The 13,654-nt window shown below is 66.6% G+C and carries 15 protein-coding genes; 5 read left to right on the forward strand and 10 right to left on the reverse strand.

The genetic code is table 11. The features are described from left to right. The first annotated feature begins 247 nt into the window (after positions 1-247). Complete coding sequence (locus tag FA90_RS02700) at positions 248-1,309, forward strand: porin (RefSeq protein WP_036165673.1); 1,062 nt, start codon at positions 248-250, stop codon at positions 1,307-1,309. Positions 1,310-1,379: 70 nt separating this feature from the next. Then, the gene (locus FA90_RS02705) at positions 1,380-1,817 is read left to right on the forward strand and encodes a hypothetical protein (protein ID WP_036165675.1); all 438 of its coding nucleotides are present in this window, start codon (positions 1,380-1,382) and stop codon (positions 1,815-1,817) included. A 158-nt stretch (positions 1,818-1,975) separates the two neighbouring features. Here the strand turns inward: FA90_RS02705 and FA90_RS02710 are convergent, their stop codons facing one another. The 3 genes from FA90_RS02710 to FA90_RS02720 form a co-directional block, all read right to left on the reverse strand. After that, positions 1,976-3,013, reverse strand: a complete 1,038-nt coding sequence (locus tag FA90_RS02710) for an SDR family oxidoreductase (protein ID WP_036165677.1) — start codon at positions 3,011-3,013, stop codon at positions 1,976-1,978. 21 nt (positions 3,014-3,034) lie between these two features. Further along, positions 3,035-4,069, reverse strand: coding sequence for an SDR family oxidoreductase (locus FA90_RS02715; RefSeq protein ID WP_036165681.1), 1,035 nt, complete (start codon positions 4,067-4,069; stop codon positions 3,035-3,037). Between the two features lie 306 nt (positions 4,070-4,375). Beyond that, positions 4,376-4,588 (reverse strand): hypothetical protein, encoded by a 213-nt coding sequence (locus FA90_RS02720; protein WP_036165684.1) that lies wholly within the window; start codon positions 4,586-4,588, stop codon positions 4,376-4,378. Positions 4,589-4,756: 168 nt separating this feature from the next. Here FA90_RS02720 and FA90_RS02725 point away from each other — a divergent pair, with 168 nt between their 5' ends. From FA90_RS02725 to FA90_RS02735, 3 genes are read left to right on the forward strand one after another with little or no spacing between them, the layout of a single operon-like run. Next, the gene (locus FA90_RS02725) at positions 4,757-5,506 is read left to right on the forward strand and encodes a phosphatase PAP2 family protein (protein WP_051971353.1); all 750 of its coding nucleotides are present in this window, start codon (positions 4,757-4,759) and stop codon (positions 5,504-5,506) included. Then, positions 5,503-6,417: a diacylglycerol kinase family protein gene (locus FA90_RS02730; protein WP_036165690.1), complete on the forward strand. Its 915-nt coding sequence runs from the start codon at positions 5,503-5,505 to the stop codon at positions 6,415-6,417. The genes FA90_RS02725 and FA90_RS02730 overlap by 4 nt, the downstream gene beginning before the upstream one ends. A 14-nt stretch (positions 6,418-6,431) precedes the next feature. Then, positions 6,432-7,271 carry a metallophosphoesterase gene (locus FA90_RS02735; protein WP_036165692.1) on the forward strand — a complete coding sequence of 280 codons (840 nt, stop codon included), beginning with the start codon at positions 6,432-6,434 and terminating at the stop codon, positions 7,269-7,271. Positions 7,272-7,351: 80 nt separating this feature from the next. Here FA90_RS02735 and cls read toward each other — a convergent pair whose 3' ends face one another. The 7 genes from cls to FA90_RS02765 form a co-directional block, all read right to left on the reverse strand. Then, positions 7,352-8,749 (reverse strand): cardiolipin synthase, encoded by a 1,398-nt coding sequence (gene cls, locus FA90_RS02740; RefSeq protein ID WP_081933595.1) that lies wholly within the window; start codon positions 8,747-8,749, stop codon positions 7,352-7,354. Next, on the reverse strand, positions 8,746-10,839 hold the full coding sequence (locus tag FA90_RS02745; protein WP_036165695.1) for a site-specific recombinase: 2,094 nt from the start codon (positions 10,837-10,839) through the stop codon (positions 8,746-8,748). Before FA90_RS02745 ends, cls begins: the two co-directional genes overlap by 4 nt. 155 nt (positions 10,840-10,994) lie before the next feature. Continuing rightward, the gene (locus tag FA90_RS02750; RefSeq protein ID WP_051971354.1) at positions 10,995-11,573 is read right to left on the reverse strand and encodes a DUF3617 domain-containing protein; all 579 of its coding nucleotides are present in this window, start codon (positions 11,571-11,573) and stop codon (positions 10,995-10,997) included. A 43-nt stretch (positions 11,574-11,616) separates the two neighbouring features. Continuing rightward, on the reverse strand, positions 11,617-12,216 hold the full coding sequence (locus FA90_RS02755) for an NUDIX domain-containing protein (protein ID WP_036165698.1): 600 nt from the start codon (positions 12,214-12,216) through the stop codon (positions 11,617-11,619). Positions 12,217-12,270: 54 nt separating this feature from the next. Continuing rightward, the gene (locus FA90_RS02760) at positions 12,271-12,948 is read right to left on the reverse strand and encodes an OmpA family protein (protein WP_197065234.1); all 678 of its coding nucleotides are present in this window, start codon (positions 12,946-12,948) and stop codon (positions 12,271-12,273) included. A gap of 193 nt (positions 12,949-13,141) precedes the next feature. Then, the gene (locus tag FA90_RS26150; protein WP_156116556.1) at positions 13,142-13,288 is read right to left on the reverse strand and encodes a lmo0937 family membrane protein; all 147 of its coding nucleotides are present in this window, start codon (positions 13,286-13,288) and stop codon (positions 13,142-13,144) included. Positions 13,289-13,380: 92 nt separating this feature from the next. Beyond that, positions 13,381-13,602 (reverse strand): hypothetical protein, encoded by a 222-nt coding sequence (locus FA90_RS02765; protein WP_036165702.1) that lies wholly within the window; start codon positions 13,600-13,602, stop codon positions 13,381-13,383. Positions 13,603-13,654 lie beyond the last annotated feature (52 nt).

The raw sequence follows: 13,654 nt of genomic DNA on the forward strand, positions 1-13,654 counted from the left end.
GGATGTAGTCATACTACGGCTTATTGACTCGCAACTTACCAGCGCTACGTAGCTTAGCTACAAATGGCCTGATTTCGATTATAAATTGAAAACATAAGCTCCCTTTCCGATTGCCTGCAAGCATGTTTACGCGACGTAAGAATCCGCCCACAAAATAACAGGATGAATTCACCCTTGGTTTGTGCGATATTGGACAGATCAGTCAGCGAAACTAGCGGATAACGTAAGGCGTAGAGAGGGTTACGCCATGAAAAAGGCAATCGTTGCGTGTGTCGTGCTGGGAAGCTGCTCGACATTCGCCTGTGCGCAAGAACAAAAAGTTTCCACCCGTGCCGGTATCGACAGCGTGTCGACGCCCGGCGCCGATGCGGCTGCGTCGGGCGCCGCCGCGAAGGTCGACACCCGTGCGCTCGTCGGCGACGAGCCGGCGGGCAGCCACGACATCGCGGTGTTCACTGGCCACCCGGTCTTCGGCGACGGCTTCGACGTGCGCCAGGCGCCGCGCCGGACCTATGGCCGCATGGACCCGATCGGCCCTGGCCCGGGTTCGGACGGCTTCACGCTCGGACGCCAGATGAATTTCGAGTACCTGACGCGCGCCGACGTCGGCGATCCGTTCCATGCCGGGACGGCCGGCCGCGCCAGCAACCTGGTGTATCCGAGCGGTAAGCGGATCGACAGCGGGATCGGGTACTTCAGCAGCGCCAACGAGCGCGTGTCGAGCAATTCGTCATTCACCTACGACACGCTGGGCGGCGATCCGGTCGGCGACCGCGCATGGGGCTTGACGGTCGGCTACGACTACGGCGCACTGTCGCTGCGCGCGGCGCACCAGAACCGGCACGTGGCCGAGGTCCACCTGTACGACCTGGCCGGCAACACGATGGCGGCCAAGAACTCGATCGTCGCGGCCAACCTGCGCACGCGCTGGGGCACTGCCTATGCGGCGTACTCGGCCAACCGCGGCTGGGGCAGCTCGCCGCTGTACAACCCGGACAACCCCTATGCGGCCGGCGTGGCCAGCACGTCCTCGACCGACAGCCGCGATACGCTGGCCGGGGTGGCGGTCCCGATGAGCAGCGCCACGACCTTCCTGGCCTCCTTCATCCATCGCAACGACCGCGACCTGGCCAACCGCGACGCCAACATGATCGCGTTCGGCGCGAGCTACGTCCTGTCGCGCAAGACCGACTTCTACGCGGCGTTTTCGCACACGGTCAACACCAACGGTTCGGGCATCCTGGTCGACGGCGCCGCGCGGCCGACCGGCAGCTCCGCCGTCAACATCGGCATGCGCCACGCCTTTTAAGCTTGCGACAGTGTTTTGGAAAATTAGGTAGTCTTAACACTATGTTCACAGAATTGGATTGGGAGGCAATATGACTGGAGCGAGCACACTTGATCCGGATAACTTTCCGGGAGCACCAGACCGCAGTCTGGGCAAAGGCCACGGTGTCGATTCGCTCGGCCCGAGCGACGTGACCGACAGCGGCAGCGACATGGTCGGCGGGCCGGGCTTTGCGGCCAACCTCGACGACGACCAGAAACTCGACCTGGACACGGGCACCAACGAAGACCCGGAGGCCAGCTACGCGCACGACAGCGCTGGCGCCGACATGGGCGACGCCGACATGGAAAGCGACAGCGATTTCGGCGGCACCGGCGAACGCGCCGCGGCCGGTCGCGACGTCGTCGGCAAGGATGGACAGGACATCGATACCGACCACATCGAATCGATTCCGGACCTGCCCCTGACCGACGAAGACGTCGATTTCCTCGGCAGCGAACCGCCACGCGGACCGGCGCCGGGCAAGTAAGCGACATCGAGCGGGCTGCCTCGGGCAGCTCGGGCGCCCGCACGAAAAAGGCCGGACAGTTCCCTGTCCGGCCTTTTTTAATGCGGCATCGTCACGGGCGCGCGCGCGCCCGCGTGCGCTTCGGCGCCTACGCGCACGCGGGCGTCACGTGCGGAGACTTACGCCGGCCACACCTTGCGGCCCGGCTTGCGCGTAAAGGCCCAGGCCGCGGCCAGCAGGGCGCCGCCCAGCAGCACCGTCTTGGTCGCGCCGGAGTGAAATTGCAGCGAGGTGTACAGGTTGGTCTCGGCCGGATTGGGCGACAGGTTGCCGCGCTGGCGCAGTTCCTGTTCCGGCACCGGATCGTGCAGGGCGTCGCGCCGGTTCGGCGAGCTCGGCTTGTCGGACTGCTGCTGGCGGAACACGGTCGCGTTCATCAGCTTGTCCAGCACGCGCGGCATCAGCTGCGCACCCATCGACACCGCCTTGGCGCGTCCGCCCACGAACAAATCGCGCTCGGGGTTTTCGGCCGCGTACAGGATGGTCTTGGCCACCAGCTCCGGCGCGTAGACCGGCGGCGGCAGCGTCGGCTCCTGCTTCATGTAGTTCTTGGCGTGCTGCGCGAACGGCGTGTCGATGCCGGCCGGCTTGATCAGCGTGACGGAAATGGCCGCCTCGTCCTTCTCGACTTCCATGCGCAGCGATTCGGTGAAGGCCTTGACGGCGTGCTTGGAAGCCGAATACGTACCCTGAAGGGGAATCGAGCGGTCCGAGGCCTCGCTGCCGATGTTGATCAGCGCGCCGCCGCCGTGCGCCTTGAGCAGGCGCACCGCTTCTAGCGAGCCATTGACCACGCCCCAGAGGTTGGTCTGCATCACGCGCTGCATGTCTTCCAGCGCGACTTCCTCGTTCTTGCCGAACACGCTGACGCCGGCGTCGTTGATCCAGGTGTCGACCCGGCCGAACTTGTCGATCGCGGCCTTGCCGATGCGCGCAACGTCGGCCGGGTCGCCGACGTCGGCGGCCACGGTCGCGACGTCCGCGCCGCGCTGGCGCATTTCGTGGGCCAGGGTGTCGAGGGCGTCGCCGTCGCGCGCGGCCAGCACCAGCTTGGCGCCGGCTTCGGCGGCGGCGCGCGCGGTCGCCAGGCCGATGCCGCTGGTCGCGCCGGTCAGTACGATCACCTGTTCATTCAGTTTCTTGAGCTTGACGGACATGATGGTTCCTTTTTCGAATGTTCAGAAGGCGCTTTTCAGGCCGTTACGGCGCGAGAATTTCCAGGCGGCGAACAAGGCGCCGGCACCGAGCAGGGCGGGCACGATCTTGTTGGCGCGCAGGGTGACGGCGGTGTAGGCGGATTGCTCGGCCACGTGATGCGGCATGCCTTGCCGCTCGCGCAGCTCGGTGCGCTCGTCGGGGCCGTGCAGGGCGTCGCGCCGGTTCGGCGAGCTCGGCTGGTCGCTCTGCTGCTGCTTGAACATCGATTTTTCCATGAAGCGGTCCAGCGCCCGAGGCATCCACAGGTTCAGCGAGGACGCCGCCTTCGAGGCGCCGCCGACGAACACGTCGCGCTTGCGGTTCTGGGCGGCGTACAGGATCGACCGGGCCACGATGTCCGGCGCGTAGATCGGAGGCGGCAGCGCCGGTTCCTTGTCCATGTGGTTGCGCGCGTGAACGGCGAACATGGTGTCGATCGCCGCCGGGCGGATCAGCGTCACGGACATCGGCGCCTTGTCTTTTTCCAGCTCCATGCGCAGCGAGTCGGTGAAGGCCTTGATGGCGTGCTTGGAGGCGGCGTAGATGCCTTGCAGCGGGGTCGAGCGGTCGGAGACTTCGCTGCCCAGGTTGATCAGGGCGCCGCCGCCGCGCGTCTTCATGCGCTTGACCGCTTCGAGCGAGCCGTGCACCACGCCCCAGTAGTTGGTCTGGAACAGGCGCTGCATGTCTTCCAGCGGCACTTCCTCGTTCTTGCCGAAGATGCCGACGCCGGCATTGTTGACCCAGGTGTCGATGCGGCCGAAGCGGTCCATCGCGGCCTGGCCGATGCGTTCCACGTCGGCCGGGTTGCCGACGTCGGCGGTGACGGTCGCCACCTGGGTGCCTTTGCGGCGCAGCTCGCTGGCCAGCCCATCGAGGGCGTCGCCGCTGCGCGCCGCCAGCACCAGTTTGGCGCCTTGTTCGGCCGCCATGCGCGCGGTGGTCAGGCCGATGCCGCTGGTGGCCCCGGTAATCACCATCACCTGTTCGTCGATCTTGCGTAATTGCACTGCCATGACTTTGCTCCTTCTCGTTCGTTGACAAACGACGAGCGCGAGGCGCAAGAAGCCACCTCGGGGCCGCCGACATGATCAATAGAAAATCGTGGCCACCTGCGGAATTTCAAGTCATTTTTTACAAGAAGTCGTCGAACCCGGGTTCAGCTACCAGGCAAGGCGGCTGGAAATACAAGAAAAGATGGAACGGCGGCGGCGTCTCGCACGGCGCATGCGCCAGTTGTGCGCGATAAACGCCGCGTTCGCTGATAGCATCGGGGCCATGGGTCAATGACAGCCTGACAACCACGAGCCCCGGGCGTCGCTTCAGTGCGCCTTGGACAGGATCAGCAGCCAGCGGCGCAGCAGCAGGATTTCGACGTGGCCCGGCTCGATGCCCGTGTCGCATTCGAGGACCGGGTTGACCGGGTAGAAGCGCTTGCGGAAGTCGCGGGTGATGACGATCTCGCGGCGGCCGAAGCGGATGAGGAAAGGCTGCGGTGCGTATTTCTGGCCGAAGGAGCTGTTCAGAGTAGTCATGACGATCCCTTTTTGTCGAGTAGTGTTGGTCAAGTGGCTACAGAATACCATAACCACTGTATAAATCTACAGGTACTGTATAAAAACCCAGTCCGCATGGAAAATGTTGTATTTTCGCAAAACACGCTCCCGGCGCTTTCCCGGCCGGCGCCATTGAGGCTTGCTCCGATGCCAGTTCCCCTCGTTCCGCCGTCTTCCCAGGCCAGGCGCCCGGTGCAGACCTTCCTGGCCGCGCGCTTTTCGCCCGAAGGCGCGTTCGGGCTGCAGCTGACGCTCGGCGTCGCGCTGATCGTGCTGGCCGCCCTGGCGTTCGGCGTGGTGGCGGACGACGTGGTGCGCGGCGCCGCCATTACCCGCCTGGACGTCCAGCTGGCCGCGTGGTTCCATGCGCGCGCGACGCCCGGGTTCACGCGCGCGATGCTGCTGGTGACCCACTGGAACGGCCTGGCCGGTTCGAGCGCGATGGCGCTGCTGTTGGCGTTCTGGTTCGCGCGCCGCCGGCTGCATGCCTGGCTGTTGCTGACCGTGCTGGCGGTGCCGGGCGGGATGCTGCTCAACGCCGCGCTCAAGCACGTGTTCCGGCGTGCCCGGCCCAGCCTCGATCATCCGCTGCTCACGCTCGAGACCTACAGCTTCCCGAGCGGGCACACGGCCGCGGCGACGGTGTTCTACGGCTTGCTGGCCTGCTGGCTGTTCAAGCGCGTGCACGGCGCCCCGGCGCGCGCGCTGGTGCTGCTGGCGGCGGCCTTCATGATCGGCCTGGTGGCGCTGTCGCGCATGTATCTGGGCGTGCATTATTTGTCGGACGTGATCGCCGCCACGCTGGAAAGCCTGGCCTGGCTGACGCTGTGCGTGACGGCGGTGTCGGCGTACGAACGCCGGCGCGCGCTGGCGCACCGGGCAGGGGAGGCGCCATGAACGCACGGACCAAACCGGTCGTGGTGATCATCAACGCCGGCGCCGGCGCGGGCCACGACGACAAGGCCGCCGACAAGCTGCGCGGCCTGCTGCGCGACGCCGGGCTGGATGCCGAACTGGTGCTGGCCGACAGCGGCGAAGCGATGATCGACGCCGCGCAGCGCGCGCTCGACAACGGCGCGCGCCTGGTCGCGGCCGGCGGCGGCGACGGCACCATCAACGCGGTGGCGTCGAAAATGGTCGATACGAACGTCGACTTCGGCGTGCTGCCGATGGGGACGCTGAACCACTTCGCCAAGGACCTCGGCATCCCGCTCGAGCTGGAAGCGGCGGTGCGCAACCTGGCCGAGGGCAAGCCGCGCGCGGTCGACGTCGGCGAGGTCAATGGCCGCATCTTCCTGAACAACTCCGGCCTGGGCCTGTACCCGGACCTGGTGCGCGACCGCGAGAAGCAGCAGAATCGCCTGGGGCGCGGCAAGTGGCTGGCGGCGTTGTGGGCCGGCCTGGCCGCGCTGCGCCGCTTTCCCTTCCTGTCGATGCGCGTGACGGCCGACGGCCAGCGGCTTGCGCGGCGCACCCCTTTTGTTTTCATCGGCAATAACGCCTACACCATGCAGGGCCTGGCGATCGGCGAACGCGAGCGCCTCGACGGCGGTGTCCTGAGCCTGTACGTGGCCCAAAAGCCGACCCGCCTGGGCTTGCTGCGCTTCGCCTTCGATGCCTTGCGCGGCAAGCTCGGCGACGAGCGCGACTTCGACATCCTGCACACCGCCGCGATGGAGATCGACACGCGCCGGCGCATGCTGCGCGTCTCCACCGACGGCGAAGTCACGCTGATGCGCCCGCCGCTGCGCTACCGCGTCCGGCCCGGCGCCCTGCACGTCATCACGCCGCAAGGCGACCGACCCTAGAAGGAATCCACACCATGCGTACACTCGTCCATCTCTCCGACCTGCATTTCGGCCGCGTCGACCCGGCCTTGCTCGATCCGCTGCGCGCGCAGATCGAACGCCTCGATCCAGCCGTGGTCGTGGTCTCGGGCGACCTGACCCAGCGCGCCAAAAGCGACGAATTCGAGCAGGCCAAGGCTTATCTCGACACGCTGCCCGGCCCGCAGATCGTCGTGCCGGGCAACCACGACATCTCGCTGTACAACGTGTTCCGCCGCTTCCTGGCGCCGCTGGACCGCTACAAGCGCTACATCACCGAGGACCTGACCCCGAGCTACGTCGACGACGAGATCGCCGTGCTGGGCGTGAACTCCGCGCGCTCGCTGACCTTCAAGGACGGACGCGTCAACCAGGAGCAGATCGAGCGCATCCGCGCCACCCTGGACGCGCTCGACCCCAACATCACCAAGGTGGTGGTGACCCATCACCCGTTCGATCTGCCGGATGGCGGCAAGGAAGAGGACCTGCTGGGCCGCGCGCAAATGGCGATGGATGCGTTTGCCGAATGCGGCGTCGACCTCCTGATGGCCGGCCACCTGCACCAGAGCCACGCCGGCAACACCCAGGCGCGCTACAAGATCGCCGGCTTCGCGGCGCTGGTGGTGCAGGCCGGCACCGCGACCTCCACGCGCGAGCGCGGCGAAGTCAATTCCTTCAACGCGATCCGGATCGACGCGTCGCGCATCGAGGTCGAGCGCTGGGGCTGGGATGCGGTGCACGGCCAGTTCCAGCTGATCGGCACCGAGAAATTCATCCGCGGCGGGAACGTCTGGACCGAGCACAACGACGGCCTGATGGCCGCCGGCAGCTTATGAAGCCGGTGGGCTCATGAAGCCGGGGGGCTTATGAAGCCGGTGGCTTCATGAGCGAACATGCATCGCCTGTTGGCGGCTGCTCAAATCCAATACTCGCCCAGCCGCGACATCCACTCCTTGACCCGGTCCGACAGCGGCCGGTGCTGCCAGCGGTCCAGCGTCACTTCCTTCGAATCGCGCAGGTCTTCGTTGAAGGCGCTCTCCATCGCGGCGCCGAACTGCGGGTCGAGCACGACTACGTTCAGTTCGTAGTTGTGCAGGAAGCTGCGGCGGTCGATGTTGGCCGAGCCGATGGTCGACCAGGCGCTGTCGATCACCGCGGTCTTGGCGTGCAGCACCGCGACCTGCAGCTCGAACACGTGCACGCCGCCCTTGAGCAGCTGGTCGTAGAAGGCCTGGCCGGCGAAGCGGATCAAGCCATGGTCGGACACGCCCGGCAGCACCAGGCGCACGTCGACGCCACGCCTGGCGGCCGCCACCAGCGCGTCGACGATCTGCTGGTCCGGCACGAAATAGGCCGAGGTGATGTGGACCGACTTCCTGGACTCGCTGATCGCGGTGACCATCGCCTTGTAGATGTCGGAATCGCCGTCCGGGCTGGCGGCCAGCACGCGGATCATCTTGTCGCCGGCCGGAGCCAGCGCCGGGAAGTACTGGGCCTTGGGCAGTTCGCCGCCTTCCTGCTTGACCCACAGGTCGAGGAAGGAATACTGCAGCTGGGCCACGGCCGGGCCTTCGATCTGGACGTGGGTGTCGCGCCAGCCGACTTTCTTTTCCTCGACGGCCGCGGCCTTCTGGCGGCGGCGGAACAGCGAACTGTTGGCGTAGGTGTTGCTGATGTTGATGCCGCCGGTGAAGGCGATACGGCCGTCGACCACCATCAGCTTGCGGTGGTTGCGGTTGTTCAGGTCCCAGTTGCCGCGCGCCTTGGCCGGGTTGACCGGGTTGAAGGCGAGCACGTGGATGCCGGCCGCGCGCATGCGGTCGAAAAACGCCGCCGGCGTCGCCAGCGCGCCGACCGCGTCGTACATCACGTTGACCTGCACGCCCTGTTTCTGCTTGTCGATCAGCACGTCGGCGAACTCGAGGCCGATCGGGTCCTGGTCGAAGATGTAGGTTTCCAGGTTGATCGAGCTGGTAGCCGCTTTCGCCGCGTTGATCATCGCGCGCATCGTGGCCGGGCCGTCGAACAGCAGCACCACCTTGTTGCCGGCGATGAGCGGCTCGCCCGTCGCCTGCTCCTCCATCACCGCCAGCGATTTCAGGTCGGCGCTGGCATTGGCCCAGCGCTTGTTTACCAGCGCCGAGGCCTGGCGCGGCGCCAGCTCGCCCTTGGCGGTCGACACCGTCGGCGTCGACTTGACCGGCGGCCCCGGGTCGACGTTCGGCAGCGACTTGCACGAGGCCAGGGCCAGGCCGAGGCCCAGGGCCAGCAGGAAGCGCGGTAGGGCGGCATGCGCGAAGCGGGCGATCGTCATTTGAAACCTCGGTGGGTGGCGGGTTCGGGCGAAACGTCCGCTTCGCGCGGCCCGATGAAGAAGTCGAGCGGCGCCACGCGCAGGCGCCGGCCGAGGGCGCGCAGCAGGCGGATGCCGTGGTAGAAACGGGTCTTGCGGGCGCGCAGCGCCACCCACAGCGCCAGGCCGAAGCTGACCAGCAGGTTGACCAGGCCGATCAGCGCGATGCCCAGCGCCGTGATGCCGACCGTGCCGAGGTCGATCTGGTTGTCCAGGCCGGCCAGGCCGATCGCGAAGTTGGCCGACGAGAAGGTCACGTGGCGGATGTCGAGCGGCAGGCCGAGCAGGAAGCCGACCGTGGCGGTGCAGCCCATCAGCACGCCGAACACCAGGTTGCCCATGAGGCCGCCCAGGTTGTGCTCGACGTAGTTGGCAAAGCGCGGCAGGCGCTCGGCGCCGATCAGGCGGCGCAGCCAGCGCAGCTGCCCGACGCGCAGCGCCATGCGGGTGTACAGCGCCTTGTTGTCGTAGTAGCCCGACACCAGGCCCGACACGAACAGCCAGACCCCGGCGATGGCCGCGTGCAGCAGCGCCAGCGAATGCCAGGGATGGCTGTCCTCGATCAGGTGGTGCGCCTTGACCGGGTTGACCAGCGGATGGCCGAAGATGTAGGGCCAGGCGAACGCCAGCGCCCAGGCGATCGGGGTCACCGTGATCAGGTTGCCGAGCACCGCCACCACCTGGGTGCGGAACACCTTGTTGACCAGCGCCGCCATGTTGTCGACGTCGACCTGCTTGCGGTTGCTGCTGTGCAGGCCGGCGGCGATGCGCGCGGCGGTCATGGCCGGCTGCTTGGTGGCGATGGTGAAGTGCAGCACGTGCACCAGCATGAAGCCGAAGGCGTAGTTGACGCTGTAGAGCAGGGCTTCGATCAGCGGCGGGCTCTTCAGGTAGGACAGCAGGATCTTGATCACCGCCATGCAGGCGATGATGATGCCGGCGCCGGCCGAGGAGCGGAACATCGCGCCCATCTGGCTGCGCTCCTCGGCGATGTAGTGTTCGCCGGTGCGGCTGGCGTTCTCGGTGACGTTGCGCGCCAGCAGGTTGATGTTGTCGCGCACCAGGCCGCGCACCTGGTACTTGGTGTTGTGCGCTTCGATCAGCTCCTGGGCCAGGTCGAGCGCGGCCGCGCGGCGCAGCGAGGTCGGCGGCTCGGACGGGGCGGTGGCTTCCATCGCCAGCGCCTCGACGTCGACCGTGGGCGCGGACGGCAGCTCGCCGCTGGTGTCGACCAGGAACAGCAGCTTCCTCAGGCGGTCGATGCTCTGGCCGAGCGCGACCAGCAGGTAGGTCAGCGCCACGCTGGTGCCGGAATTGAGGGCGCCGCGGCGGATCTTCAGGACCACGTCCTCGCACTGGTCGAGCATCACCAGCAGGTGCTTGGCATCTTCGACCCGTTCCACCTCGCCTACCAGCAGGCGGCCGTATTCGTCGAGGTATTTGTTGGCCTCGATGTTCTGCATCAGGAAGGGCGAGTCGACTTCCTCGATCTCCATGTGGGCGTGGATCAGGCGCGGCTCCAGGCCGAGCGCGCAGACGCGGCAGGACAGCGTGCGGATCGCGTCGAGCAGGCCGCCGAGGGTGACTTCGCGCGCGCGGTCCGGGGCGGCATCGTCGGGCGGCGGGGCGTCGGCGACGGTGTCGAACAGCTCGAGCCAGTCGGCGTTGGGCACGCCGCGGATCCACTGGTAGTCGGCTTCGCGGCACAGCACGCGGTCGAGCGTGTCGGACAGGTACAGCTCGTCCAGCGCCGGCGGCAGGATGCGGTAGGCGATGCGGCGCTTGAGTTCGGTGAAAAAGCCGTCGTTGGACAGGATGCCGACGTCGGAATACAGGCTGGTGTGGCGGCGCGTCTCGAGCAGGCGCACCAGGTAGTGGCGCAGCGCCCAGGCCTGCGCCGGGTTCCCGCGCAGCAGCTGCGTGAGCGTGCGCACCTGCGCGCGCGCGTAGGCGTGGTCGCGCACGCGGCGCGGGCGGATCTTGTCGACCAGGTCGGCCAGAAGGTCGATACGGTCGCTGTCGGGGTCGAGGCGTTCAAGAATGTCGAGCATAATGAAAGCCAGTGTACCCGGGCCGGGCCGTACGCATTGTTCGGTGCCGAACTGAGCGGCGCGTGCGGTAACCCGGCGGGCCCGAATATCGGTCGAGCCGTGCGAACTGTAGCTGGCCTCCACCTCCACCTCAGCCGCCCGTGCGGCCGAGCGGCTTACTTCTTGCGCTTGGCGGCCGCAACCTCGCCGGCGGCCGTCGCCGGACGCACGCTGCCGCAATCGGCGCCGAGCCAGCGGCCGGCCACGTCCATGTTCACGACCTGGTTCGGCTGGTCCTGGTTATGGATGCGCATCTGCGCGCGGTAGGTGGTCGGGCTGTCGACCGTCATCTCGCCTTCGCCGCTGGCGTGCGGGCGCGTACAGGTGAAGCTGACCTGCAGCCGGTTGTCGCCGGCCGGCGTCATCTGCGTGCGGCAGTCGCCTTCCTGGATCGGCAGCTGCTTGCGCTCGATCATTTCGCGCGTGATGCACAGCTTGCTGCTCATGGCGCCGTTGGCCAGGTCCATCTGCACGCCGTTCTGCTGCATCATCTGCTGCACGTGCTGGCGCTGCTCGGGCGACAGGTTGGCGATCATTTTCTGGATGTCGCTCATGTTGGCCTGCACCTTGCCGTCCGAATAGGTGGCGTTGTTGGTCTGCTCCCACAGGCCCGGTTTCATGTCCTGGGCGAAGGCCGGCAGGGCGAGGGCGGTGCTCGAGGCCAGCAGGGCAATGAGGGTCGTGCGGATGTTCATGCGTAGTACTCCTGTGTTCTTCGTGTGTTTTATCGGTGTCGGGTCAGGACGCTTCGCCGTGCCGTCCGAGCACGGTGCGTTCCAGGTGGCGCAGCAGCAGCACGGTCTTGATGTCGAGGATGGCGCCGGTGTCGATCATCGCCAGCGCGTCGTCGAAGTCGAGCTCGACGACCTCGATCGATTCGCCTTCTTCATGCAGGCCGCCGCCGGCGCCGCTGCGCCGTGCGCGGTCGTATTCGGCGACGAACAGGTGCAGGCGTTCGGTCGTCACGCCCGGGCTGACCAGCAGTTCGAGCACCGGCTCGATATGCTCGACGTCGTAGCCGGTTTCCTCATGGGCCTCGATGCGGGCGCGCTCGGCGGGCGCGGCATCGTCGTCGAGCACGCCGGCCGCCGCTTCGAGCAGGAAGCCGTCGTGGCCGGCCAGGCGCGCGCCGATGCGGAACTGGCGCGTCAGCACGACCGAGCGGTGCTGGCGATTGTACAGCAGCACCGCGGCGCCGCCGGCGTTGGCATAGACTTCGCGGGTCAGGGTCTGCGCCTTGCCGTCGGGGCCGGTCTGTTCGTACGTGACTTTCTTGAGGGGGTAATAATTTTCCGAGATGATGTCTTCGCGGATGATGCGTACGGTGTCGTCAGCCATCGGTGATCCTGTGGAGCGTCATTGGATGCGGCACCCCAGCATACACCGGCGCGCTCAGCCCTGGCGCGCGGGCTCGCCGACGAAGATCTCGACCCGGCGGTTGCGCGCACGCCCGTCCGGCGTGTCGTTCGACGCCACCGGCTCGCGCGCCGCGCGTCCCTCGACCGCGATGCGCCCGGGCGCCACGCCGCGCGCGGTCAGGTAGTCGCGCGTGTGCGCGGCGCGGTCCAGCGAGAGCGGCCCGTTGATGGCGTTGCCGCCGGTGCTGTCGGTGTGGCCGATGATGGTCACGCTGGTGACCGGATTGTCCTGCAGCGTGGCGGCGAAGCGGTCCAGGATCTGGCGAAAGCCCGGCTGGATGTCGGCGCTGCCGGTGTTGAACGAGATGTCGCTCGGGATGTCGAGCTTGAGGCGGTTGTCGGCCGTCTGCGAGACCTGCACGCCGGTGCCGCGCGTGGTCTGTTCCATCTGCTGGCGCTGCTGTTCCATGTGGCGCGACCAGACGTTGCCGGCCACGGCGCCGGCTGCCGCGCCGATCAGCGCGCCGCCGGCCGCGCGGCCGCCGCCGCCATTGCCGGTGGTGGCGCCGAGCAGCGCGCCCAGGCCGGCGCCGACCCCGGCGCCGGTGGCGGTGCCACGCTGTGTCTGGTTCATGTCGGCGCATCCCTCCAGGGCCGCGGCCAGGGAGACGGCGGCCAGGATGGCGCGGATCGGGATCGGTGTTCTGGTCATGGCGGTTTCCTCCTCGTCAGGTGGCGCGAAGCCTCTCTTCTTGGACGGAGGAACGAGCAAAAAAAATCCGTTTCGGCGTCACGCCCTCGATTGGGCGCGACCACGAAACGGACCGCTCAGGGTATTGCAGTGATCGACTTGACGTTCAGTTTGACGTCGAGCTTTTAATGCGCAGCTGCTTATGATTCGAATTCTAGATGCCGCGGCCACTGATCAGGCGCACCAGGATCATGATGATCGCAACGACCAGCAGGACGTGGATGAAGCCGCCGATGGTGTAGGAAGTGACCAGGCCGAGCAGCCACAGGATGATGAGAATGACAGCGATAGTGTAGAGCATGATAATGTCCTCGTTTTGTTAGTGACGGCGTTTTGTTTGCCGTGAATCCAGTATCTACGTATTGATGGCTGCGCTCCGTTCGATGCCGTACATTACGCTAAGGATTTTTGTTCTTTTCGCAATCCCGGGACCCAACCCATGAAGCCCATCAGCCCGGTGCAGCCGATCAGGCAGGTGAGTAGGCCGCCGCTGATCAGGAAGATGACGTCCTGGGCCGCGACGTCGGTGCCGGGCTGCGGCGCAGCGTTCGCCAGACCGAAGCCGGTCACCACGAGTCCCCAGAGGATGATGCCGATCCATGCAAGGCTGTTCATGTGTGCTCCTTTCTGTTGAGTTCGGACGATTCTTGCCTGCATGCGACAGTAT

It is taken from the genome of Massilia sp. 9096 (genome assembly GCF_000745265.1).
Classification (GTDB): Bacteria; Pseudomonadota; Gammaproteobacteria; order Burkholderiales; family Burkholderiaceae_D; genus Telluria.